The sequence below is a fragment of the Desulforamulus aquiferis genome, from assembly GCF_030577015.1.
Classification (GTDB): domain Bacteria; phylum Bacillota; class Desulfotomaculia; order Desulfotomaculales; family Desulfotomaculaceae; genus Desulfotomaculum; species Desulfotomaculum aquiferis.
The window spans coordinates 36,760-61,800 of sequence record NZ_JARPTC010000008.1; the positions used below are offsets into that span (position 1 = coordinate 36,760).

The 25,041-nt window shown below is 37.0% G+C and carries 16 protein-coding genes; all 16 read left to right on the forward strand.

What is annotated here, in order from left to right:
• Nucleotides 1–193: 193 nt before the first annotated feature.
• The 16 genes from P6N53_RS06340 (at nucleotide 194) to P6N53_RS06415 (ending at nucleotide 24,963) form a co-directional block, all read left to right on the forward strand.
• Entirely contained in the window at nucleotides 194–2,713 is a 2,520-nt protein-coding gene (locus P6N53_RS06340; RefSeq protein ID WP_304541962.1) for an O-antigen ligase family protein, read from the forward strand.
• Between the two features lie 26 nt (nucleotides 2,714–2,739).
• Nucleotides 2,740–4,245 carry an undecaprenyl-phosphate galactose phosphotransferase WbaP gene (wbaP, locus tag P6N53_RS06345; protein ID WP_304541963.1) on the forward strand — a complete coding sequence of 502 codons (1,506 nt, stop codon included), beginning with the start codon at nucleotides 2,740–2,742 and terminating at the stop codon, nucleotides 4,243–4,245.
• Between the two features lie 11 nt (nucleotides 4,246–4,256).
• Nucleotides 4,257–5,636: a mannose-1-phosphate guanylyltransferase/mannose-6-phosphate isomerase gene (locus tag P6N53_RS06350; protein ID WP_304541964.1), complete on the forward strand. Its 1,380-nt coding sequence runs from the start codon at nucleotides 4,257–4,259 to the stop codon at nucleotides 5,634–5,636.
• A 14-nt stretch (nucleotides 5,637–5,650) separates the two neighbouring features.
• Nucleotides 5,651–6,997, forward strand: coding sequence for a UDP-glucose dehydrogenase family protein (locus P6N53_RS06355; protein ID WP_304541965.1), 1,347 nt, complete (start codon nucleotides 5,651–5,653; stop codon nucleotides 6,995–6,997).
• A 23-nt stretch (nucleotides 6,998–7,020) separates the two neighbouring features.
• Entirely contained in the window at nucleotides 7,021–8,478 is a 1,458-nt protein-coding gene (locus P6N53_RS06360; protein WP_304541966.1) for an O-antigen ligase family protein, read from the forward strand.
• Nucleotides 8,441–9,559 carry a glycosyltransferase gene (locus P6N53_RS06365; RefSeq protein WP_304541967.1) on the forward strand — a complete coding sequence of 373 codons (1,119 nt, stop codon included), beginning with the start codon at nucleotides 8,441–8,443 and terminating at the stop codon, nucleotides 9,557–9,559. The genes P6N53_RS06360 and P6N53_RS06365 overlap by 38 nt, the downstream gene beginning before the upstream one ends.
• Entirely contained in the window at nucleotides 9,556–10,722 is a 1,167-nt protein-coding gene (locus tag P6N53_RS06370; protein WP_304541968.1) for a glycosyltransferase family 4 protein, read from the forward strand. Before P6N53_RS06365 ends, P6N53_RS06370 begins: the two co-directional genes overlap by 4 nt.
• Nucleotides 10,723–10,925: 203 nt before the next feature.
• Nucleotides 10,926–12,443 carry a murein biosynthesis integral membrane protein MurJ gene (murJ, locus tag P6N53_RS06375; RefSeq protein ID WP_304541969.1) on the forward strand — a complete coding sequence of 506 codons (1,518 nt, stop codon included), beginning with the start codon at nucleotides 10,926–10,928 and terminating at the stop codon, nucleotides 12,441–12,443.
• A 4-nt stretch (nucleotides 12,444–12,447) separates the two neighbouring features.
• On the forward strand, nucleotides 12,448–13,647 hold the full coding sequence (locus P6N53_RS06380) for a glycosyltransferase (RefSeq protein WP_304541970.1): 1,200 nt from the start codon (nucleotides 12,448–12,450) through the stop codon (nucleotides 13,645–13,647).
• Complete coding sequence (locus P6N53_RS06385) at nucleotides 13,625–14,761, forward strand: glycosyltransferase family 4 protein (protein WP_304541971.1); 1,137 nt, start codon at nucleotides 13,625–13,627, stop codon at nucleotides 14,759–14,761. Before P6N53_RS06380 ends, P6N53_RS06385 begins: the two co-directional genes overlap by 23 nt.
• 14 nt (nucleotides 14,762–14,775) lie before the next feature.
• On the forward strand, nucleotides 14,776–16,146 hold the full coding sequence (locus P6N53_RS06390; protein ID WP_304542010.1) for a phosphohexomutase domain-containing protein: 1,371 nt from the start codon (nucleotides 14,776–14,778) through the stop codon (nucleotides 16,144–16,146).
• A gap of 492 nt (nucleotides 16,147–16,638) precedes the next feature.
• Nucleotides 16,639–17,919, forward strand: coding sequence for a nucleotide sugar dehydrogenase (locus P6N53_RS06395; RefSeq protein WP_304541972.1), 1,281 nt, complete (start codon nucleotides 16,639–16,641; stop codon nucleotides 17,917–17,919).
• Nucleotides 17,920–17,975: 56 nt separating this feature from the next.
• Complete coding sequence (locus tag P6N53_RS06400) at nucleotides 17,976–18,752, forward strand: ABC transporter permease (RefSeq protein WP_304541973.1); 777 nt, start codon at nucleotides 17,976–17,978, stop codon at nucleotides 18,750–18,752.
• 29 nt (nucleotides 18,753–18,781) lie between these two features.
• A complete protein-coding gene (locus P6N53_RS06405; protein WP_304541974.1) occupies nucleotides 18,782–20,263 on the forward strand; it encodes an ABC transporter ATP-binding protein in 1,482 nt (493 codons plus the stop codon).
• Nucleotides 20,264–20,282: 19 nt separating this feature from the next.
• The gene (locus P6N53_RS06410; RefSeq protein ID WP_304541975.1) at nucleotides 20,283–22,427 is read left to right on the forward strand and encodes a glycosyltransferase family protein; all 2,145 of its coding nucleotides are present in this window, start codon (nucleotides 20,283–20,285) and stop codon (nucleotides 22,425–22,427) included.
• A gap of 22 nt (nucleotides 22,428–22,449) precedes the next feature.
• Complete coding sequence (locus tag P6N53_RS06415; protein WP_304541976.1) at nucleotides 22,450–24,963, forward strand: glycosyltransferase; 2,514 nt, start codon at nucleotides 22,450–22,452, stop codon at nucleotides 24,961–24,963.
• The last annotated feature ends 78 nt before the right edge of the window (nucleotides 24,964–25,041 follow it).

The following is a 25,041-nucleotide window of genomic DNA, read 5'->3' on the forward strand; positions in this document are numbered from 1 at the left end:
AACAAAAATAACAGATAATGACAAAAATATACATTTTAGCAAAAGATGGTAGAAATGCTGCATATTGTTTTGAAGATAAGTTAGAAATAAAAAGGAATCTTGCTGACAGTTGTAGAAAACAGAAATAATTAATACAATTTACACTATAGATTTACATAATATTGAATAATATAAAAAAGGGGCGTAGTGTTAGTTGGTACAACCAAATAAAAAGAAAGCAAAGAATCAGCATGTACAAGAAAAAGACAATTTATATGAGAACCAAATATTAACAGTAGAAAATGTAATCTTTGCAGCATGTCTAATGATGATTATGATAGCTCCTTATTTTAGAGGACTATTCTTCAGAGAGAACTACTATATATTTCACCTTATCACTGCAGGGTTATTTATAGTTTTGTTAGTTAAACAATTTTTTAGTAAAAATATAAATTTACCAAACCGAACAATAGATATTATTATGTTTGGCTTACCAATAGCGTTTATGCTATCCTTTATCGGCTCAGTGGATCCTGGTATGGCCCGGGATGAGATATTTAGAAATATTAATTATGTATTGATATACTATATTTTAATTATAACTATCAAAAGCAACAAACATCAAATAATTGTTTTAAACTCAATAATTATTTTAGGACTATGGGTATCCCTATTCGGATATGGAGTTGCTATGGGTAGCTGGGAATACAAAGATGCTGTTAGTTGGGAAAGTACCCCAATGATATCATCAGTATTCCAATACCATAATACTCTAGCATCTTTCTTAGGCGCTACAATATTGGTCGCTCTAGTATTGGCAATAAGGGCTTATTACGATGAAAATAATAGAGAAAAAAATACATTATGTAGTGTATACGCCGCTTTGTACTTAGGAATAACTACAATTTTAATATCTGTATTTTTATTAGCCCATTCCCGTGGGGCTTTGCTTGTATTTTTACTAATCTATATTATTACATTTATTTTAGTACCATTAAGAGATAAGATAATCTTTTTAACATTTTCAGCTATTGCTGCAACTCCTTCTGTATATGTACTTATGAAGTCTAATGAAATTATGGTGGCTTCATACCAAGCAAATATACTGCAACAAAATACCATTATACCGAATGGTGGTTGGGCAACTATGCTGGTCGCTGCAGCAATAGCAGCAATAGCAGCATTTATTTACACTATGATTATTTTACACTTCAAAAAGGATTTAAAAAAATATCGGGTACTACAAATTGCTACCATAGTAGTTGGTATCTTAATAATATTTATTGGAATAAATATTATTTCAGATAAAGTGTCCCAAGATATCGGTTCTTTGGAAAACATAATTAATCGACTAGAGGCTTTTAATAATATTCAAGATAATAGTAGCGCTGCATCTCGTATAGTATTCTATAATGATTCCATAAAGATATATAAGAATTTCCCAATTTTAGGTGCTGGTGGAGGAGCTTGGCAGGCACTTTTTGAAACATATCAAAGTTATTCCTATTGGTCAAGGCAGGCACATACTTATTACTTACAATTGGCAATAGAGGCAGGGACATTAGGATTGATTGCTTTAGCATTGATATTAATTTCCTTTTTATTAATCTCTACTTGCTTATACATGAGGTATAAAAATAATAGAAACCAATATATCATAATTGCAGCAATAGTAGGATGCCTAATGTTGATGAGCCACAGCTTTATCGATTTTAACATGTCACTGTCATCTTATGCCATGATAGTATGGGTGTTGTTTGCTTGCATATTTAGTAAAAACTGGTTATCTTATGAGAATCAAAGCAATAATACCGCTAATTCTTTGATAGAAAGAGGAAAGAACAATAAACTAATATCTTTGCTAAATAAAGATATCTTTTTGGGAAAGAGAAGCATTTTTTTATTAAAATTAGGTTGTGTTTTAGTATTCGTTCTTAATGCATTACCTGTGGCCGCTATAAACAATGCAAGAAAAGCAGAAAACTTGATAATGCAAGGCAATTATATGTCTGCGTTAAATTATTTGCAAAAAGCTCAGAACAATGATCCGCTAAATACGGATATGTCTGTATATTATGCTGAGTACCTATATTCAATTGCTAGCATCCAAAAGGACCAAAACATAAGGAAGGCTCAACAAGAGGAAGCAGAAACTATATTAGAGAACCTTGCTTCCAGGTTACCATATTCAACCTTGGTAAAGGTCAAACTATCTGAACTTAACTACAAAAAGGGGGATATGGATAGAGCAAAGAGAGAATTAGAAAGTGCAATGTCGATTGCACCATATAATTCAGATATCTATAATCAAAGAATTATTATGGGTTATCAAATAGCGGAAGAAAAGATTAAAAATGGATTACAGACGTCTGTACGAACAGAACTTGAAGATGTTATAAAATACTACAACAAAATTCAGGAAATTAAGGGGATTTTAGAAACTAAACAAGTTAAAGGAGGAGCAGAAAGACACTTTGACATAAGTCTGCAGGCGCTTCTTCATGTAGCTAAAGCATATTATCTAGTTGGCAATTACGAAGAAACAATTGAGTTAAATAAGACTGTCATTAAAGATATAAATCTAGTAGAGGAGTCAACAAATTTGAATGCGGCAGCTTATTATAAATTAGGAGACGAATCTAATTATAAAATCTGGCGTGAAAAGGCTAGAGTCAAAAACTCAAACAATCTAGAAAAAATAGATGAGATAATATTGCTTCCCTATATAAAATAACAAAACACTTCCGTGGAGGTTTAAAAATGTCAATTGGGCCCCGAATAGGAAATATAAGCAGACAGGTAGATGTTAACCTGGTAACAACTCCGTTTAAAAAACAAATATCTAATACAATCGCCATGTTGATACTTGCAACCACAGATATTATGACGGTAGTCTTGTCCTTAATTGTTGCATATCTTACAAGGTTGCATATATTACCTTACTTTTATTCGGGGTTTAGTGAGTTTAATATTGAGTCTTTAATTATTATATGGTGGTTTCCTCTTCTAATATCAATATTACTTATATATGAAGGTATGTACTACAAAAGGTTTCCTTTCTGGGACGCTACAAAACAGATTATTAAAGCAATTACTTATTCTATGATAATAGCAGTATTATTTATCTTCCTCTCTAAAACTTCAGATTTTATCTCAAGAACATTGCTAGTATTAACTTATATATACTGCCTAATTTTGTTGCCCTTCAGTAGATTATTAGTAAAACAAATACTCTTTAGGATGAGAATTTGGGAAAAACCAGTAATAATCATGGGTGCTGGAAAAACTGCTGAACTTATCATAAAAGGCTTTAATCGGGAGTATACCATGGGGTATCGTCCAATTGGTTTATTAGAAGACGACCCTGAGAAAATATGTGGAATAAATAATGGTAAGGAACTGATTCCTGTTTTAGGTAGATTTGCGGATTTAGAGGAAGTTATAAAGAAAACAGGTGTAAAAGACGTTGTGATAGCCGCACCGGGTATGGATGACAAAAAAATGGTTCAGTTAACAAATAGATTACAACAAATGTCTGCTAATGTTATGCTAGTACCTGACTTGTTTGGAATACCCCTTTCAGGCATTAATGTCGAATGCCTTTTTGATGAGAAGACATTATTTTTAACCATGCGAAACAATCTAGCTTCACCATGGAACAGGTTTTTAAAAAGAGCTTTTGATCTGGTGGTAGGTGGAATATGCTTGATTTTTGCAGTACCTGTAATGTTAATGATTGCTATTGCAATAAAAGTTGACTCAAAAGGTCCGGTTATTTATGCCCATGAAAGGGTAGGGAAATTTGGAAGGAAATTTAAGTGTTTAAAGTTTAGAACAATGGCAGTAAATTCTCAAGAGATTTTAAAAGAGCTGTTAGATAATGATCCTAAAATGCGTAGAGAATGGGAGCAGGAATTTAAATTAAAAAATGATCCTCGCATAACTAGAGTAGGAAAATTTTTGAGAAAATCCAGTCTTGACGAACTACCTCAGATAATAAATGTGCTTGTGAACCAAATGAGCTTGGTGGGACCTAGACCTATTATAGATGATGAAGTAGAAAAATATGGCTGTTTTTTTGACTATTTTAAGATGGTACCACCTGGTATAAGTGGGCTTTGGCAAATAAATGGGCGGAATGATATTGATTATGCTGAAAGAGTTCAACTAGATGTATGGTATGCTAGAAATTGGTCGTTGTGGTTAGATTTTACAATATTAGTAAGAACCATTACCGTGGTGTTAAAGTCAAAGGGTGCTTATTAGGGGGGGAACAGATGAAGGTAATAATCCTAGCAGGAGGTAACGGCACTAGGTTGTGGCCTTTAAGTCGTACAAATTATCCTAAACAGTTTCTTAAACTTAAAGACATGAACAAGTCTATCTTTCAGATGACTTTAGATAGAAGTCTAAAATTAACTGCTCTGAATGATATCTACATTATAACTAACGAAAAATATAAATTTTTGGTTATGGGGCAAATTGAAGAACTCGGTTATGAGGCAAGTAAAAACAATATTTTAATTGAGCCGCTAGGTAAAAATACACTCCCGGCTATTTACTATGGGGTAAAAGAGATTCAGAGAGAAAAGGACGAAGTAGTAGTCGTATTTCCCTCCGATCACCTGATAAAGGATGAGGCTAGCTTTACTGATACTATATTCAAAGGTATTGGATTAACTAACAATTACCTTGTTACCTTTGGAGTAAAACCTAACAAACCACATACGGGATATGGGTACATAAAACCTGGACAAGTCATTGGCGAAGGCAGCAAGGTTGATGAGTTTAAGGAAAAACCTGAGTATTTAAGTGCACAATTATATTTAGAAAAAGGGTACTTATGGAATAGTGGTATGTTTATGTTTCGGACAGATGTATTTGCTGAAGAAATAAAAAAGTATAGCCCAATAATTTATAACTTATTTAACAATAATGACCTTAAGGATTTTTTTGAGGCAGTTCCCTCCATATCTATAGATTTTGGCATAATGGAAAAGTCTCAAAGAATAGCTGTAATACCAATGGATGTGAAGTGGAGTGATTTAGGAAGTTTTGATTCCTTTTATGAAGAGTTCCCAAAGGATAAGAACGGCAATATTAACTTTGGAAAAGACAATCTTGTGGAATCAAAAAATAACCTAATATACACCGATAATGACAAAGTCGTGGCGTTAATCGGTGTAAATGACTTAATCGTAATAGATGAAAAAGATGCCCTTCTAATATGCAAAAAAGATAATGCACAAAAGGTAAAAAAAGTAGTAGAAAAACTTAAATCATCAGGGGATCCTAGACTAGATAATCACCTAACCACCTACCGACCATGGGGTTCATATACGATTTTGGAAGAAGGATTATTTTATAAAATTAAGCGAATTACAGTTTTGCCAGATAAAAAACTGAGCTATCAGTTACATCATCACAGGAGTGAGCATTGGATTGTTGTAAAGGGAACCGCAAAAGTAACAGTCGAAGGTGAAGAGTTTTTTGTGCGAAGTGGAGAAAGCACCTATGTAAAAACTGGATTTAAACATAGATTAGAAAATCCAGGAAAAGTAAATTTGGAGGTTATTGAGGTTCAGTTAGGTGAGTATTTGGAGGAAAATGATATTGTAAGAATTGATGATGACTTCGGTAGGAATTCCAATTACTAATGGAAGGAGAAATTATGAACGTAGTAATTATTGGTACAGGATATGTAGGTTTGACAACTGGTGTCACACTTGCTTATTTAGGTAATGAAGTAACATGTATTGACGTTGATAAAGATAAAATTTCTATGCTAAACAGAGGAATTACACCCATTTATGAACCCGGGTTAGAAAATATGATGAAAGCGGCTAAGGCAAGATTAAATTTTGCAACTAAATATAGCGAATGTATTATTAACTCCGATATTATTTTCTTTGCGGTAGGTACTCCGCCAAATGAAGATGGATCACCAAACTTAAGATACTTATATAATGCCTATTTTGAAATATTAAATTACCTAAAAAGGAAAGAAAAATTAACTGTATTAGTTAATAAAAGCACTGTACCAGTAGGGACTGCGGATGAGTTAGATAGTATTATTAAAGATTATGGCATAACCAATACACAGATAGTATCAAACCCTGAGTTTTTAAGGCAGGGTAGAGCTATGGCTGACACGCTATACCCAGATCGAATTGTAGTAGGAGGTAATTGTGAAGCTGTAGAATGCCTTCGTAACCTCTATAAACCCATAATCGAGCAGTCGTTTACAAAACCTGAGGATATTAAACCTCCAAAGGAAAGGGCACAAGATGTTCTCTTCTTAGCTGTTGATCGTCGAAGTGCAGAACTGGCTAAATATACTGCTAACGCTTTCTTGTCCATGAAAATAAGTTTTATCAATGAAATTGCAAATGTTTGCGATAAGGTTGGGGCAGATGTTGCTAAGGTAGCGGAAATAATAGGTTCAGATCCTAGGATTGGTAAGGAATTTTTAAATGCCGGAATTGGCTATGGTGGTAGTTGTTTTCCAAAGGATACCCGAGCACTTCAGTATATAGCAAATACAAAAGGATATTCATTTAAGCTACTAAGTTCAGTCATAGAAGTAAATAATGATCAAAGATTAATAATTATAAGCAAATTAAAAAATGTCTTGACTAACTTACAAGGTAAAAAAATAGCCGTAATGGGACTTACATTTAAGCCCGGGACTGATGATTTTAGAGAGGCTCCTAGTATACCTATCGTTCAGCAACTTATTGAAGAAGGTGCAGAAGTTTGGGCACATGATCCAATTGCTATAGAAAAAGCACAGAAATTTTTGCCTAAAACTGTAATGCTATCAGATTCAATAGAAAATATCTTTATCAATGCTGAGGCCGCAATCTTACTAACCGAATGGAGATTTTATAGAGAGTTAAGTTGGAATGAACTTGGAAAATTAATGAAGAACAAAATATTGATTGATGGAAGAAATTCACTAGACAGCAGAAGTCTGAAACAGCTAGGGTTTGAATACTGGGGTATAGGACGAAAATAACTGATATTAAATAGGAGATATAAATGGAACCGTATAAATTCCTTGTTATAATAGCCGTATTAATATCCGTAGGAGTATTTTATTTTATAATACCAAGAGTTTGGCGTTTAGGTTTAGCTATTTGGAGTTCAGTCTTTCAAATATATACTATTCCAATATTAGGGATATATCCTTCCGTAGGTCTATTAAGTTCATTAGCCCTTTGGCCGGAAGCAATAAAAAATAAAAGAATACTAAAATGGGAGCCTATAGCTCTTTTGATAGGTTTACTGGTAATCCACGGAATGAGTTTGCTTTGGTCGGATGATATTAGGCTAGGTTTTAGAACTATTATATACCTATTGCCATTTATTATTGTATTTTGTGCCTCTTATAATCTTGCATTAGAAAATCTTTACAAGTTAAGAGAAATATTATCTATATTTGTTATAAGTGCTCTAACCGTAGCCTCTATCGTAATAATATTTCGCGTGGCCCCTTCTCTAGAGGAAATGTTTCTACATTCTACGATAGCAAAGTTATTTATAAATCCAAACACCTTAGAGAATTTATATACTACTGAGCGAAACAATATATTAGATCCCGTAAAATCCGGGGCGTTTTTCGTAAATGCTAACATTGCTGCATGTTACTTAGGGATATGCTCATTTATCAGTTGGGGTATAGGTGAAGCGTATCAATTAAAATGGTATAAGGTAGCATCAGTATTATTATGGATATCTGTGTGGTTTACGGGATCTAAAGCTGGTATTATACTCATCTATACTCTATCTATAGCAGGTTATTTATTATATAAATATCATAATAAAAAGCTTAATCTTTATCAATTATTAAAAAGCCTTGCAATTTACAATACCATAAGCCTATGCGTAGCAATTGTAGTGTTTTGGTTTATTCCTTTTATGCACAGTGTTAGTAATGTAGATAATAAATATGTGGTTGAAGATAAAAAAGAGACTAGTGCAATATCAAGAATAGCAGTAGATTTTGTTGAACAATCCTCTAGCACGACTAATATTAGAGTTGAAATATGGAAATATGGGCTGCAATCCTTTAAAGATTCTCCCATATTAGGGCAGGGATTTGGCGGTTGGCAACAGGGCTTTGCAGATTACGCTCAAACAGTAGAAATTAATAATAAATTTCCTCCCCATAATACAATTATTTATCTATGGTCCCAAAGTGGTATTATAGCTGCATTTTTAGGGATATTTTTTATAGTTAGTATAATTAGGTTTGGTTGGAATGCTTTAAAAGTTAGTGATACTGAACTTTCAGTTCTAACGATTACAACAACGTTTGTATTCTTATGGGTTTTTATTCACGGCATGGCAGAGAATTGGGGAATTCTGGGTGATGTGCATATTCAGCCTATTCTTGGCTTGATGTTGGGAATGACCTATGCTAAGCTTTGTTCTCTGAAGAAAGATAAAGGAGAAGTCAATGAAACACGCAATAATATATCGTCATCAGCTCTTTAAACCATCGGAGATATTTATCTCACAGCAAGCTAGAGCTATGCAGAAATATGATCCGGTATTTGTTGGCCGAAGTGTACTTGGCAAAGCTCCAGAAGGAGCAAAAGTTATTAGTTTAGTGGGTGCTGGGAGTTATCAAATATATAAAAATGTAGTTTTTAGAAACGCAAAGTATTTTGAAAGATTGATAAAACCGCTGAAGCCTGCACTGATTCATGCACATTTTGGGGTAGAAGGGGTTTATGCATTAGAACTAGCAAAAAGTCTTAATACTCCCCTTGTTACTACATTTCACGGATTTGACGCAACTATTACAAATAAAGCTTTGCTAACATCTGGGAAACCTTCTTGGGTAAACTATCTAATTCATCGAAGAAAATTAGCAAAAGAGGGACAGATGTTTGTTTGTGTTTCAAATTACATTAGAGACCGAGTACTAGAAATGGGTTTTCCAGAGGAACGTACAATTACACACTATATTGGAATTGATACTGAGACTATAAAGCCTATAAAAGAGATAACTCATGTAAAAATAATTTTACATGTTGCTCGTTTAGTTGAAAAAAAGGGAACAGAGTATTTAATAAAAGCTTTTAGTAAAATCAGTACTGCAAAAAAGAACTACCAACTAGTAATAATTGGTGAAGGACCACTTAGAGATGAGCTTCAATCTCTGGCATGTTCCTTGAGAATAAATGATAGGATAAACTTTCTGGGCGTTCAAAACCATTCCGAAGTAATAAAATGGATGGGTAGGGCGAGCTTGTTTTGCCTGCCTAGCATTGTAGCTAGTTCTGGAGATTCGGAGGGGTTAGGCATGGTGTTTTTAGAAGCAGCAGCTATGGCAGTACCTGCTGTTGCAACTTATCATGGAGGAATACCGGAAGTTGTTAAGGATGGAGAGACAGGATATTTAGTAAAAGAAAAAGATATAAACTCACTAGCTGAATGTTTGAGGAATCTTTTAGAAAACGATGGCTTATGTGATAGAATGGGGCAAGCTGCAAGAAAACTTGTTGAAAGGGAATTTAATATTAGGAACCAAACCGCAATGCTAGAAGAATTATATAAGGAGTTATCATGAAACAGAAACACATAGTTATGCTTTCACGTACACTACCATTTCATAGTATGGGGGGCATGCAAGCAATAGCGTGGGATCTGGCATGTCAATTTGCAGCTGATGGTTTAAAGATTACGGTCATTACAACACATATACCGAATATGCCCGAACACTTTTTCCAAAACGGAGTTGAGGTGGTGGCGATAAAAGATGCAACACCAGAACGCTATACTAGATCCTGGTGGAGGCTATCGAGAAAGTATTTTGAACAGCACCTAATGGATTCTGTCACAGGTGTTCTGAGTGTTAGTGCTGCAGCTTATGGTTTACTTCAACTAAAGCATCGCATGGTCGGAACACCCTTTGTCTTTCAAGCCCACGGAACCTCATGGGGGGAAATTAATTCGAAATGGAAGTCCCGTTCTCCAAAGGCTATAATAACATCCGTTAGAAATATGTTATGGCTAATCAAAGATATATGGGCCTACTCTAAGTTTGATGCAGTGGTTGCTGTAGGTGATGCTGTAAAAAGTGATTTATTAAAAAAGCCCGTTTCTTATGTATTACCATACAGAAAAATACATTTAATCTCTAACGGAATTAACACAAAGCTTTTTGCACCGGATGATAATTCCCGGTATGAAATGAGAACAGCATTAGGATGGACAAATGATGAACAAGTTATTGTTTCTGCTTCGAGACTACATATACAAAAGGGATTGCACTTAGGATTAAATGCTTTTGCTAAAATTAGTCAAAAAAACCCAAAAGCTAGGTATATGATTATTGGAGACGGTCCGGAACGTAAAAATCTTGAAAGGCAAGTAAGTGAACTGAATATATCAGATAAGGTGTTATTTACAGGTGAAGTAGAACGGCAAAATTTACCTCCCTATCTCAGGGCAGGAGATTTATTTCTATTTACAACAACTAGGTCTGAAGGCTTACCACTAAATGTACTAGAGGCATTATCAGTTGGACTTCCTGCTGTAGTATCAGAGCACTTACAAGGCGTAATAAAGATTAACTCTCTTATTAGGGGTGTAGACCCTGGAAGTGAGAGGGAAATAGTAGAGGAAATAGATAAAATGTTTAAAACAAGTAGGGGTATAAATACTTTGCCAAAAGAATATAGTCTTTCGTTTTGTGCAAAGAGGTATTACGCGTTACTTAGTATATCATAGGAATTCGGAGGAGCTAAGTATGTTTTAACTAAGGACTGTAAAAAGAACAATGTTAGAATTTTTACACACACGACATAATTATAAATTTTAAGAATTATGGCTCTGAAGACAAAACACTCATACTATAATTTAAATATAGTTTGCATATAGGTGCCAAAAGATAATTAAACGTTATTCGTAAAATCTAGGAGGAAAAAAACAGAGTGTTTAAGGCTTTTCTTACGATATTTAGCGGTGGATTATTGGGAAAGATCCTAGGCGTTCTACGTGAATTACTGTTGGCAGCTTTATTCGGTACGACTGCTCCAGTGGGTGCTTATCGAATTGCCCAAACTGCCACATTAGTACCAATTAATTTTTTTACCGCTGAAAGTCTAAATGCTGGGTTTATTCCTCTATACAAGCGGTATCTTAATTCGGAACCAGCCAAGGCTCAGACACTATTTTGGGTCCTTAAGTCATTAATTTTTCTAATATCTATTATGATAATGCTTTTTCTCTACTTTGGGGCGTCCATATGGGTTAAAGTTATGGCCCCGGGCTTTGACAGTCATATCTTGGATGTGACGGCCTCTTTTGTTGAAGTTATGAGTTTAAGTGTGCCATTCTACATCATAGGTTCCCTCTTATCATATTTAGAAATGGGTAATGATGGCTATACTTTGACTTCCATACGGCCGAGTATTCAAAGTATTGGGCTTATAGCAGGTACCATAGCTGCATTCTGGTTTAAACAACCAGTTTATTTAGCTTGGGGGTTTACTGGGGCATATATTACATTTTTTATATTGGGGTATTTACGACTTACTAAACTGGGACTATTAACATGGCCTTCTAATTGGATATGGCCGGAAACCTTTGAAGTACTCAAGTCCTTTTGGCAAACAATCCGTTCATTACTACTACTTCCCTTTATGCTTCAAGGCAATATAGCAGTAGAAAGAATCATTGCATCCTTAATGGGTGTAAGCGTAGTTGCTGCATTGGATTATGCTAAGTTTGTTACTGAAACAGGGATTAATCTACTTGCAGTACCACTGGGTCTTGCGGGACTTTCGATTTTTAGTAACATTAGCGATAAAGAACAAAACAAGCGCATTCAACAGGTAATTACTGTAATCCTTCTTATAACAGTACCTGTTTCAGCATTTTTAGCTATTCATAGCGAAACTCTGGTTCATTTGTTATACGAGAGGGGTAATTTTAATAGAGAATCTGTAAATTTGACTCAAACCGTTCTCTTGGGACTTGGCTTGGGTTTCTGGGCACAGGTATCGTCATATGTGTTAATTAAGATTATGAATGCTCAGCTTAGGAATAGGGAAGTTGTAAAATATATGGGTATTGCATTAGGTGCTAATGCATTAACAAATATACTTTTATATCAAACACTGGGACCTCTTGCATTAGGAGTTGGTACAAGTGTATATGGAATTATTCTGTTTTTATTAACTATAAAAGCCTTGAAAATTACGGAGGTCACATTGCCACAGTTATTTTGGTTAAGTATTGGTGTAATTTTATATGCTCCCGTTGGTGTGTTTTTACTTGGACAAGGGTGGTTAGGTTTAGCCTTATCTACTTTAATTTTCTTATTTTTTTGGGTAATTTACATTGCAGCAGTGCCGTTATTAAGAAAAAGTGCAGGATCTTTATTAGAAGCTTTTCAACCAAAGGTAAACCAAATAATGAAAAAATATAGATCAAGTCATGAGGGATAAAATTATGAAGCCAGTAGATATTATTCTTCTTTCTACAGCAGACTGGGATAATCCTTTCTGGACCAATAAACAGCATGTTGCAGTACAATTGGCAGATAGAGGGCATCGAGTTTTTTATATCGATTCCCTTGGTTTGCGTAGACCCAGTGCTAGTTCCCAGGATTTGGGACGTATGGCTAGTAGGCTAAAGAAAGCTTTAAAGGCACCTAGAAAAGTTAGGGAAAATCTTTGGGTGTGGTCTCCTGTCGTACTACCTTTTCAGGGATACCCAGCCGTTCGCTACCTAAACAAATTATTAATAAGCTGTTGGTTAAACTTTTGGCTCTTTCGTTTAAGAATAAATAAGGATTTACTTTGGACATACAATCCACTAACAACTCGACTTATCAACTATAAAGGATATAATAAGCTAATATATCACTGTGTGGACGAGATAAAAGCACAACCAGGTATGCCCGTAGAGATTTTAGAAAAGACCGAGCAGGAATTGGTGGAACTTTCAGACATTGTGTTTGTGACAGCACCGAAGCTGTTTGAAACAAGAAAAGAATGGAACCCAAAGACATACTACTTTCCGAATGTAGCTGATTTTGATCATTTTTCAAAAGCTTTAGATAGCACAACTGAAATACCTTCGGATTTAATAAACATTTCATCACCTAGAATTGGATTTATTGGAGCTATTAGCGGCTACAAAGTAGATTTTAACCTACTGCGATTTGTGGCTGAAAGTCGACCAGATTGGTCGCTGATCTTAATAGGCAAGGTTGGAGAAGGGGATCCATGGACAAATTCGGAGTTATTAACTAATCTACCCAATGTACACTTGTTGGGACCCCGCTCGTATAAAGAATTACCCAATTATTTAAAAGGATTTGATGTGGCACTTTTACCAAACATGCTTAACGAATATACAGAGTCTATGTTTCCTATGAAGTTTTTCGAATATTTAGCTGCAGGAAAAGCTGTAATCAGTGTGGAGCTTCCAGCTTTGCAAGATTTTCAAAATGTTGTTTATATAGCTAAAAGCCCCATCGATTTTATTAAAGGTATAAAATTATCCCTTGATGGTCTAGGATCAGAGTTAGAAGAACGTCTTAACATAGCTCGCAAATATACCTATAAAACTCGCACAGAAGAAATGATGAAAATAGTCAACAATGATGGAAGGTGCTTATCTAATGAAAATAGCTATAGTCCATGAATGGCTGGTAAATTATGCTGGTTCCGAGCGAGTTGTGGAACAGATTCTTTTACTATACCCAGAAGCAGATATATTTTGTCTTGTTGACTTTCTCCCGGATGATGGGCGCCAGTTTATTATGAATAAACCAGTTCAAACGTCAGTTATTCAAAAGCTTCCCTTTGCTAAGAGAAAATATAGGAGTTATTTGCCACTAATGCCATTGGCAATTGAACAATTCGATTTGTCTGCCTATGATGTAATTATTTCTAGTTCACATGCTGTAGCTAAGGGAGTGCTAACAAACCCTAATCAAGTACATATTTCCTATGTACATTCCCCTATACGCTACGCTTGGGATTTACAGCACCAATACTTGAAGGAATCTGGCCTTAGCCATGGGCTAAAAGGTTGGTTGGCTAGATATATTTTACATAAAATGAGAATGTGGGATGTCAGGACTGCTAACGGAGTAGATGTTTTTATTGCAAACTCAGAATTTATATCACGTAGGATTTGGAAAGTGTATCGACGAGAAGCAGAAATTATATACCCACCTGTGGCAGTTGAAGATTTTAGACTAAAAGAAGAAAAAGAAGACTTCTATTTAACCGCATCCAGAATGGTTCCCTACAAAAAGATGGATTTAATTGTTGAGGCATTTAAACAGCAACCGGACAAAAAATTGATTGTAATAGGAGATGGACCTGATTTTAAAAAAATAAAAGAAAAGTCTGCTGATAATATAATTTTAATGGGATACCAGCCTTTTGCAGTTTTGGAAGATTACATGCAGCGGGCCAAGGCCTTTATCTTTGCGGCAGAGGAGGACTTTGGGATTACTCCTGTTGAAGCTCAGGCTTGTGGCACACCTGTAATTGCATATGGTAGGGGAGGAGCCTTAGAAACGGTCAAAGGTCTTGAAAATACAAGCCCTACAGGCGTTTTCTTTCATGAACAAACTGTTTCCGAACTTTTGTCCGCTTTAAAACTATTTGAAAAGAATCAAGGAAGAATAACACCAGAAGCTTGCAGAGAAAATGCCATTCGGTTTTCGTCTGAAAGATTTAGAAACCAATTTAGACAGCTTGTTGAACGAGAAATCAAGGTATTTAAAGGAAGAGAGTTGTGTTAAGGAGAGGTTCATTGATGGTGTTAAAGGATAAGTGGAGAAATGTCTTTAAAGCATATGATATCAGAGGAAGAGTTCCAGAGGAACTAAACGAAGAAATGGCGTACTCTATTGGCATAAGCTATGTGGAATTGTTTAGACCTAAACTGGTGGGAGTAGGGTACGATGTACGTCTTACTAGTATACCTCTAACCTCTGCACTAGTCCGTGGACTAAGAGACAGTGGTTGTAATGTAGTTGATATAGGACAATGTGGAACTGAACAGATATATTTTGCCACCTTTCATTTGGGACTGGATGGTGGGATAATGGTTACGGCAAGTCACAACCCCATGGATTATAATGGCATGAAATTAGTAACAGCAGGGGCAAAACCAATTAGTGGAGATAGTGGCTTAAGGGAGCTTGAAAAACTAGTTATTGAAGGATTTCAGGTAACTTATAAAGGGTCTATGGGGACCTACACTAAAAGAGATATCATGTTAGAATATGCTGAACATATACTATCTTATATAAATATTGACAATCTAAAGCCCCTCAAAGTAGTAGTCAATGCAGGAAATGGCTGTGCTGGTCCGGTTATAGATGCCATAGAGGATAGATTACCATTTCAATTAATTAAAATACAGCATCTTCCGGATGGAAATTTTCCAAAGGGAATCCCAAATCCGTTAATACTTGAAAATAGAGAAGCTACGGCCAGTGTAGTACGCCAGACCGGGGCAGATCTCGGAATAGCCTGGGATGGTGACTTTGATAGGTGTTTCTTTTTTGATGAAAAGGGGCAGTTTATTGAGGGATACTATATAGTTGGGCTATTAGCCAAATCGATCCTAGCAAAGAATCCTGGAGGTAAGATTATTCATGATCCTCGTTTAACCTGGAACACGAAGGAGATAGTAGAAAAAGCAGGGGGCTTCCCAATAGAGAGTAAAACAGGACATGCATTTATAAAAGAAAGAATGAGGGCGGAAAATGCCGTGTATGGTGGTGAAATGTCAGCCCATCATTATTTTCGTGAATTCGCCTATTGCGATAGCGGAATGATACCCTGGCTTTTAGTGCTAGAACAAATGTGTCAGAAGGGTAAAAGTTTATCGAAATTAGTTGAAGATCGAATGAAGGCATATCCCGCAAGTGGTGAGATTAATAGAAAGGTCAATGATGCTAATTACGTTATTAAAAGTATAAAAGGTAATTACATATCAGAAACCGTTAATATAAACTATATTGATGGCTTAAGCATGGAATTTAAAGATTGGAGGTTTAATTTACGCAGCTCTAACACGGAACCTGTTATTAGGTTAAACGTGGAAGCTATGGGGAACAAGGACTTAATGGAGGAGAAAACGAAAGAACTGCTAAATTTTATTGATTCATTGGGGTAATTATGATTTTATAAGATAAAATTGGTTATGCAATTTTCAGCAACATGCCAGGGGCAGACTTTAAGAGCGACCCGACATTGCTTGATGAATTTATGCCCTGGTTGGAAAAATGCCGAACTACTGCCGTAGTAATAAAAATTGAATCTGATGACGCAAACCCTGGTGTTAACCATTAAGTTGTACCGGGGTTCATTATGTCAAATTCACCTTAATATTTAGCGCCTAGGAAAGAACAGAAATTGTTGTCATTTTTCTAAAGGGAATCCAATTAATTTGTAGAAAAATTAATGTTAGGGGAAAGTTAAAAACTAGATATCTTGGCATTGATTATTGCCATAGAAGTAATTACCACAAAGATGAAATAATTGAAAGGTAGAATACACCCTACCTTTCAATTATTTCAATGCTTTGACAAATCCCCTGAAATATTGCTCAACGTAAATACCCGCTGTTCGTTTGCGGTGATAACATAAGAAAGGGGAAAATTCGGCAGTGAAAATTTGTGTAGTTGGATTGGGCTACATTGGCTTACCTACCGCTGGGGCATTTGCAGAGGCTGGGGCATATGTACATGGTGTTGATATAAACGAGGAATTAATAAATAAGGTTTCAAAGGGTGAAAACCCTTATGTAGAACCTGGGCTAGATGAACTGATCAAAAAGGTTATAGGTCAAGGTATGCTGACCGTAGGCATAAGGCCCATTGAAGCGGATGTATTTATTATTGCCGTACCCACTCCTTGCACCAGTGATCATAAAGCCGACCTTAGTTATTGTCACAATGCCATGAAGGCTATTAAGCCATATCTGCGAAAGGGCAATCTAATAATTTTAGAATCAACGGTCTACCCTGGTGCTACCAAAGAAGTGGTACTTGAGCCACTGAAGAAAAAGGGCTTCAAACCCGGCAAAGACGTATATATAGCCCACTGTCCGGAAAGAGTTATTCCCGGTAAGATTATTGAGGAATTGGTAAACAACTATCGGGTCATTGGCGGAATAAATGAGAAATCGGCAGAAAAGGCCAAGGAATTGTACAGCCTCTTTGTTAAGGGAGAAATATATACTTCCGACATTGAAACGGCTGAGATGGTTAAACTGATGGAGAATACATTTAGGGATGTTAATATTGCCCTGGCAAACGAAATGGCAAAGATTTGCAACCAGATAGGAATAAATGCGTGGGAAGCAATCGGTTTGGCAAATAAGCACCCCCGAGTCAATCTTCACCAACCAGGTCCTGGAGTAGGCGGACATTGTATTGCAGTCGATCCCTACTTCGTTATTGAATCTGCCCCGGAACAATCCAAATTGATAAAAACCGCACGCCAAATCAACCGTAATATGCCTAAATATGTTCTTGAAATGGTTCAGTCTAATGTAATTCCTAAAAAGAAAGTGGCGATATTAGGCTTAAGCTATAAGGCTAATATAGACGATACCAGGGAAAGTCCCTCCATAGAAATTGTTGAGCTATTGAGGCAGAAGGGATATATAGTAAGTGCCCACGATCCTTTCGTCGAGGATTCTGCCGGCTTGAAAGAGTGCCTATATAATGCCGACTGTGTGGTTATCACAGTGGATCATGATTCCTTCAAAACACTAAATCCAGAAATGTGCGAAGGTCTGATGGCAAACCAATTAGTTATAGATACAAAAAACACCATTAACCACAGGGAATGGAGAGAAGCAGGATTCCAGGTGCTGCTATTGGGAGACGGACAACCCTACAATTTGGGGGTTGAGCAAAAAGCTCAAATCTCTTACGCCTAGAACTATAATTTATAAAATTAAATTGCTGCTTTTTGAGAGGAGCAGAAAGACTTTTAATGGATAGTTATATCAAGGAGTTAATCAAACGTAGGGATCTCTTAATCTATCTAGTTACCTCGGGACTTAAGGCCCAGCATCGAAATAGTTTTTTAGGCTATTTTTGGTGGTTGCTCGATCCGCTGTTGGGCGTGGTTGTTTATTATTTCCTGGTGGCTGTATTATTTGGCCATGGAGGAGAGGCTTACGGGGTTTATTTAGTCGTGGGAATGATTACATGGAGATGGTTAAGCACGACGACCATGTCGTCAGCCAAGGCGATTACCGGCCAATCAGGTATTATTTCCCAGGTGTATTTGCCCAAAATAATATTCCCATTAGGGACCAGCCTAACCCAATTGGTAAACTTTTCCTTTGGCCTTGTAATAATTGCTTTGTTTTTAGTCTATTTCAAAATAATGCCAGGGGTAGAGATATTGTGGCTGCCTTTTATCATGTTTATCCAGCAGTTATTTTTATTGGCCATATCTTTGACCCTGGGATATATTAGTGTGTTTATAAGGGACATAGAAAATGTGCTGAGCCACCTAATGAGGATATGGTTTTATTCTTCACCTGTAATATGGGAGGCCGACAGAATACCGGCTAAATATAGTTGGCTTATAGATATCAATCCGGCTTCGGCCTTTTTAATTAGCTATCGAAATATATTTATGCATGGCAGTAACCCCGAATTATTAAAGCTATTGCTTATAGGTACCGCATCTATTATAGTGATTGGTTTTATGATCTATTACTACAATCGTAATGAACACAAAATTATCAAAGCTTTATAAAGGCATTTACTTATATTTGAGGTGTAATAGTGATTAGGCTGACAGATGTAGGTGTAAAGTATTCATTTAATAAAAAAAGGATTGAATTTAGAACTGCAATAGATAATCTTGTGCTGGGAAGAAATAATAAAAAGGCTGCCAAAGGGGAATTTTGGGCCTTAAAAGGTATAGGCTTTGAAGGAGCTAAAGGAGATATAATTGGTATCATTGGCTCAAACGGTGCAGGGAAGAGCACCCTTTGCAAAGTACTATCCAAATTATTGAGACCTGATTCCGGAGAGATACAGGTTGGTGGAGAGATATCGGCACTGCTTTCCCTGGGCACGGGTTTTAATAAAGGACTTTCGGGGAAAGAAAATATCTATTTAAACGGGATGATGCTGGGGTTTTCCAGAAGAGATATAGATAAGCTATATCATGAAATAGTTGAGTTTTCTGGACTTGATAATAGCTTTATTGAGCAGCCCATCAAGTACTATTCCAGCGGGATGAAGGCAAGACTCGGGTTTAGTATTGCCTCGATGCTGGCCCCTGAAATATTAGTGCTAGATGAAGCCTTAAGCACAGGGGATATTGGTTTTAAAGCAACTGCAGCAGATAAAATGAAAGAACTGGTACAAAATGCCAAAATTGTTATAATTGTATCCCACGATATAAACTTCATAGAAAAGAATTGCACTAAAGCCATCTGGCTTGACGGCGGGACTATAAAGGCCTTTGGTGATGCGGCAAGTATAGCCAATCAATACAGGTTAGAGGCTTCCCCCAAAAAGAAGAAAAAGATAATTGCCGATTTAAAGAAGACAGAAAGTAAAATAAGTGAAGAAGTAATTATTAATGTAGCTGATGTGGGAGTCAGATATAACCTGTCGGGGAAAGAAATATGGGCTTTAAAGGATATTGCTTTTACTGTAAAAAAAGGAGAAATAGTTGGTATTATAGGAAATAATGGGGCGGGTAAGTCCACCTTATGCAAGGTTTTAAGCAAAATCCTTAAACAGGATGAGGGTAGAGTTGAAGTTAATGGAGAGGTGGCAGCCCTCTTAAGTTTTGGTATCGGTTTTAACGGGCAGCTATCCGGAGCAGATAATATCTACTTAAATGGCCTGATGCTGGGCTTAACCAAGGAGAGAATTGAGCAGGTCTATGAAGATATTGTTAGCTTTTCCGGATTGGAGAAGTCTATTAATAGACCTGTAAAACAGTACTCCAGTGGTATGCGAGCAAGATTGGGTTTTAGTATTGCAGCCACCCTTGAACCGGATATCTTTATAATTGATGAAGCTCTATCTGTGGGGGACATAGCCTTTTATGAAAAGGCAAGTGAGAGAATACAAGAAATGATAGCTGCATCTAAAGCCGTGATGGTAGTAACACATAGTATGATGTTTGTAGAAAAGGTTTGTACAAGGGCCATCTGGATAAATAAAGGTCGATTAGTGTTTGATGGCGATCCCAGGGAGGCCGTTGCTAAATATAGAGAGAATACTAAACAAGGTAATGTAAATTAGAAAATTATAGGTGTAAACAGTGCAGAACACAGATGTAAATAGACCAGGATATCGGCAGAACCTAGACAAATACAATAAATTGAAGAAAGAAAAAGAGAATTTGGATTATCTAGTGAAAAGCTTTGAACAGGATTTTGGGAATGTTACAAAGCTTAATTATGATCAGAGAAAATTCTTTAAGATAAAATTCATTGAGTTAATAAGTTCAAGAAAAAGGATTATAGACTTAGAAAACTCCACGAAATATGTATTGCTGGATACCCTATTAGAGAGTTTAACAAATCCGGTAAAAGCACCCCGTAAGATTCTATTTTTCTCCAAATATTTTTTTTCTAAGGCATATTACTTTATTAGAAAAAATGAAACTAAACTACCCCTTAGAAAAATAATCTTATCCCTATTGAGACCCCTGTACAAAAAAATCAATACATGCTTTCACGGTAGACCAAAAGCCAACCTGGTTAAAAACACGTTAATTATGGCGGCTGAGGATTTCCAGCCTAAAAGAAAAGACATCACTATCGGTGTAATAATGGATAAGTTTAGCTATGATTGTTTTAAATATGAAGCTAACCTGGTAATATTTACACCGGAAAACTGGAAAGAAGTATTGAGTAATAATACACCGGATTTTTTATTGGTTGAGTCGGCTTGGCGGGGAAACAATAATTCCTGGATGGGTTATCTAAATGATTTGGGAAAAGTAGAGGATAGTCGGCTGTTTGAATTGGTGAACTGGTGTAAAGATAAAAACATCAAGACAGTTTTTTGGAATAAAGAGGACCCACCTCACTTCGAACGATTTATAACTGCGGCAAAATTATTTGACTATGTTTTCACTACAGATATAGATTGTGTACCAAGGTATAAAGGTATGCTGGGCCATGAGAGGGTGTTTTGTTTGCCCTTTGGAGCCCAGCCTAAAATACACAATCCCATTGGCAGCAAACCCAAAGTGCATGACGTGGCCTTTGCCGGTTCCTGGTATGAAAAAAACCACGATGCCAGAAAGAGGCAAATGAAATACATGCTTGAGCCTGCCTTTAAATATAAACTGCATATCTTTGACCGGAATTACTCAAGAAATAACGATACATTACGCTTCCCAGAAAAATATATGCCTTTCATTGTAGGGGAGGCTTCGTATCAGGAGATAAATTATATATATAAAATTTACAAGGTATTTTTGAATGTAAATAGTGTTTCAGCAAGTCCCACCATGTTTTCTAGAAGGGTTTTTGAGATCCTGGCGTCCGGTACCTGCGTTGTCAGCAGTTATTCCAAGGGTATTGATGAAATATTAGGCTCCGACCTTGTTAAAATGAGTAATTCCTGGGAAGAAACTAAAAGGCATTTGGATCAACTAATAAAAGATGAAGCTAAAAGGGAAAGGTTAGCCCATCTGGGCGTGCGAATGGTACTACAGCACCATACCTACTCTAATCGGCTTAAGTATATAATAGACAACATTGATTTAAACACAAAGGATTCAGAAACAAGTAAAAGGGAAATAACCATTGTCGCCTATGCCAATTCCGAAGAAAGTATAAATTCATTATTGGAAAGCTATTCCAGGCAGGAGTATGCTGAAAAAGAAATGATTTTACTATTGGATGAAACCAATCTCAATGGTGCAAAATGGGAAAGATTGGCCCAGGCCTGTGAGAGTATTACAATAACCAAAGTCGATAAAACAATTGACCGGCAAGAGTGGATGCATAAAGCCTTAGAAGTGGCTAAATATGAATATATAGCAGTATTTGATGGTGCCTGCTTTTATGGAAAACACTATCTTGGGGATTTAAACATGGCCTTTGACTTTACTGATGCAAGTATTGTGGGTAAAGGCAGCTATTATACTTATTTTGAAGATGAGCAAGCATTGGCCCTTAACAACCGGCATATGAACCACTGTTATACTCCCTTGGTATTGGCCGAGGCATGTATTATAAAAAAGGAAGTATTCAGCAGATTAAAAGCTAAAACTGAGTCAAACCAGGCCCAGCAAGGAAATTTTCTCACAGACTGTGCTTCAGAAGGTTTTAAAATATATTCAGCGGATAGATATAATTTTGTCCAAATACAAAAGGGTAAAGCAACTAAATTAGCTGATTATGAAATAGTAAATTATTCAAAGGATTATATCAATCAAATTGAAATATAATGTCAACCTTAGGGGAGATAGCATGAGCAGCGATACAAATCAGATAAATGAGCGGGATAGAATAGCCCAAGCCTATCTAGGTAGTTGGGGCGGAACTGATACACAAGAGAGGGCCAAGAGGCGTATTAATTGGTTAGCCGGCCAAGCCGAAGGGGAACAAGTGCTGGATGTGGGCTGCAGTGAAGGAATATTAGCCCTGCTGTTGGCCCGGGAAGGCTTTAAAGTAGTAGGTGTTGATATAAATCAGGAGGCCCTTAAATATGCCGAAGGCCTATTTAAGAATGAGGCAGAATCAGTGTGCAAAAGGGCCAGTTTTATCAACGGGGATTTAATGGCAGTGGAATTTGCAGGTGACTCCTTTGACACAGTGATTCTGGGTGAACTGCTTGAACATTTACTGCACCCTGCATTAATTCTTGAAAGGGCCTGCCATTTCCTAAAGCCAGGAGGAAAACTCTTAGTAACCACACCCTTTGGTTACTTCCCTTCGACTGACCACAAACAAACCTTCACCCTAGCTAGCTTTTCAGCCTTACTAAAGCCATTTATCTCCCCGGTGGAGATTGCAATTGAAGATGGGTATATCCGCTTTGCCGGTAGAAAAAGGGAAAATGGCGGGTCAGGGTGGGATAGCTTTGACGATACCTTTCTTTTAGCTATTTCGGACAAGGCAATAATTGAGCAGCAAATCTTTCTGTGGAAAAATATCGAACGATGGAAAGCGGCGGAAAATAAGCTGCGCCAGGAATATAGAAAAAACAAAAATCAAATTCAAGATATCAATGGTCATGCTGACAAGCTTACAACAGAAAAAAATCAGCTAGCCCTAGAATTGACCCTTAAAGAAAGAGAGCTAAATCACCAAATCAGCCTGTTTAAGCAGGAAAAAGAACGGCTAGAATGGCTAAAGGCTGATAATGAAGTCCTTCAAGCTAAAGTTAAGGTACTACACAAGCAAAATGACGATCAACGGAAATCACGTAATAGGGCAGCCCAGAACTATTATCAAACCCGAGATAAGCTAAGGGAAGTAAAGGAATCAGTCTCTTTTCGTTTGGGACAGGCCTTGATCCAGGCGATAACCAGGCCGGGGTGGAATACACTAGCCCTGCCTTTCCGTTTAGCTAGGCTGTTCACCCAGGGCATTGCCAATAGGGTAAGGACATCTGACAAAAGCATACAAAGTGTACAATCAAACGGAGAAAAGAACACTCAAAAGTTAAATCCCAGAAGTCCCTTTCAAAGGGGTAAATTAAACCTGCTGCAGCATGGTTTTAATCCGGTAGAAATCTCAACTCCGGAAAACTACACTCCTAAAGAGGGGTGTGTATTTTATCTTCTTCACGCATCACTTCCCTATGTTAGCAGCGGCTATGCAGTTCGTTCCCAAGAGATTATATCCAGCCTATGCTCCGGTGGATTTAATGTACTTGGTGTATCTCGCCTGGGCTTCCCCTGGGATCTTAAAAATATGTCGGTTGAAGATGTTGTGGAAAAAGAGTCTATAGGCAATGTGACGTATCTGCGAATGCCAACCGAAGATGCGGGATTCAGCCAAATTCCCTTAGATGAATATATGCAGCGGTACCTGGAGGAAGTGCTAAATCTAGCCAAGGTCTACAAACCAGCAATAATTCATGCAGCCTCTAATTATGTGGAAGGAAATGTAGCAGTCAAGGCAGCTAAAATACTCGGAATACCAAGCATATACGAAGTAAGAGGCCTTTGGGAGATCACCCGAATCTCCAGGGAACCTGATTGGGAGCATTCGGAGGAATATGCCATGTGTGTTCGCCTGGAGACAGAAGCTTGCCGCGATGCCGATGCGGTAATTGCCATTACTCCATCCTTGAAGGATTATTTAGTTAACCAAAGGGGCATAGCTGAGGAGAAGATAACAGTTGTGCCAAACGGGGTAGACACCACCCGCTTTAAGCCCGTGGAACGAAATATCCAATTAGAATCCCAGTTGGGACTCTCTGGTAAAACGGTGATTGGTTTTGTTGGTTCAATGGTCGAGTATGAGGGGCTGGACTTACTGCTGGAGGCCTCTGCAATTCTTTTGAGCCAAAGAGATGATTTTCGCTTACTTTTAGTCGGTGACGGTCGATGCTACGAAGAATTGAAAAAGCTAGCAAGGGAAAAGTCCATTGCTGACAAGGTGATTTTCACGGGACGTGTCCCCCATGAACAGGTGGAACAATATTACTCCCTCATAGATATTGCACCGTTCCCCCGCAAAGGAGCTTTAGTCTGTGAGCTTATCTCACCCTTAAAGCCCTTTGAAGCCATGGCCATGGAAAAGTGTGTAGTTGCATCCGATGTTGCGGCCTTGGCAGCAATTGTGCAAGACAACAAAACCGGGATGTTATTTAAGAAGGACGATGTAAAAGATTTTGCAAAAGTGCTGGAACTGCTTCTTGATCAGCCAGAATTGCGGAAAACATTATCAAAGGCAGGTAGAGACTGGGTAGTATCAGAAAGAGATTGGAAAAGACAGGCAGAAGTGGTTTGTCAGTTGTATCAGAAACTTTAAGAGAAAATATATAAATATATTATATATGCCCCCAAAACGTGTTCAGCCATTCGGACGCGTTTTGGGGGCATAATCATT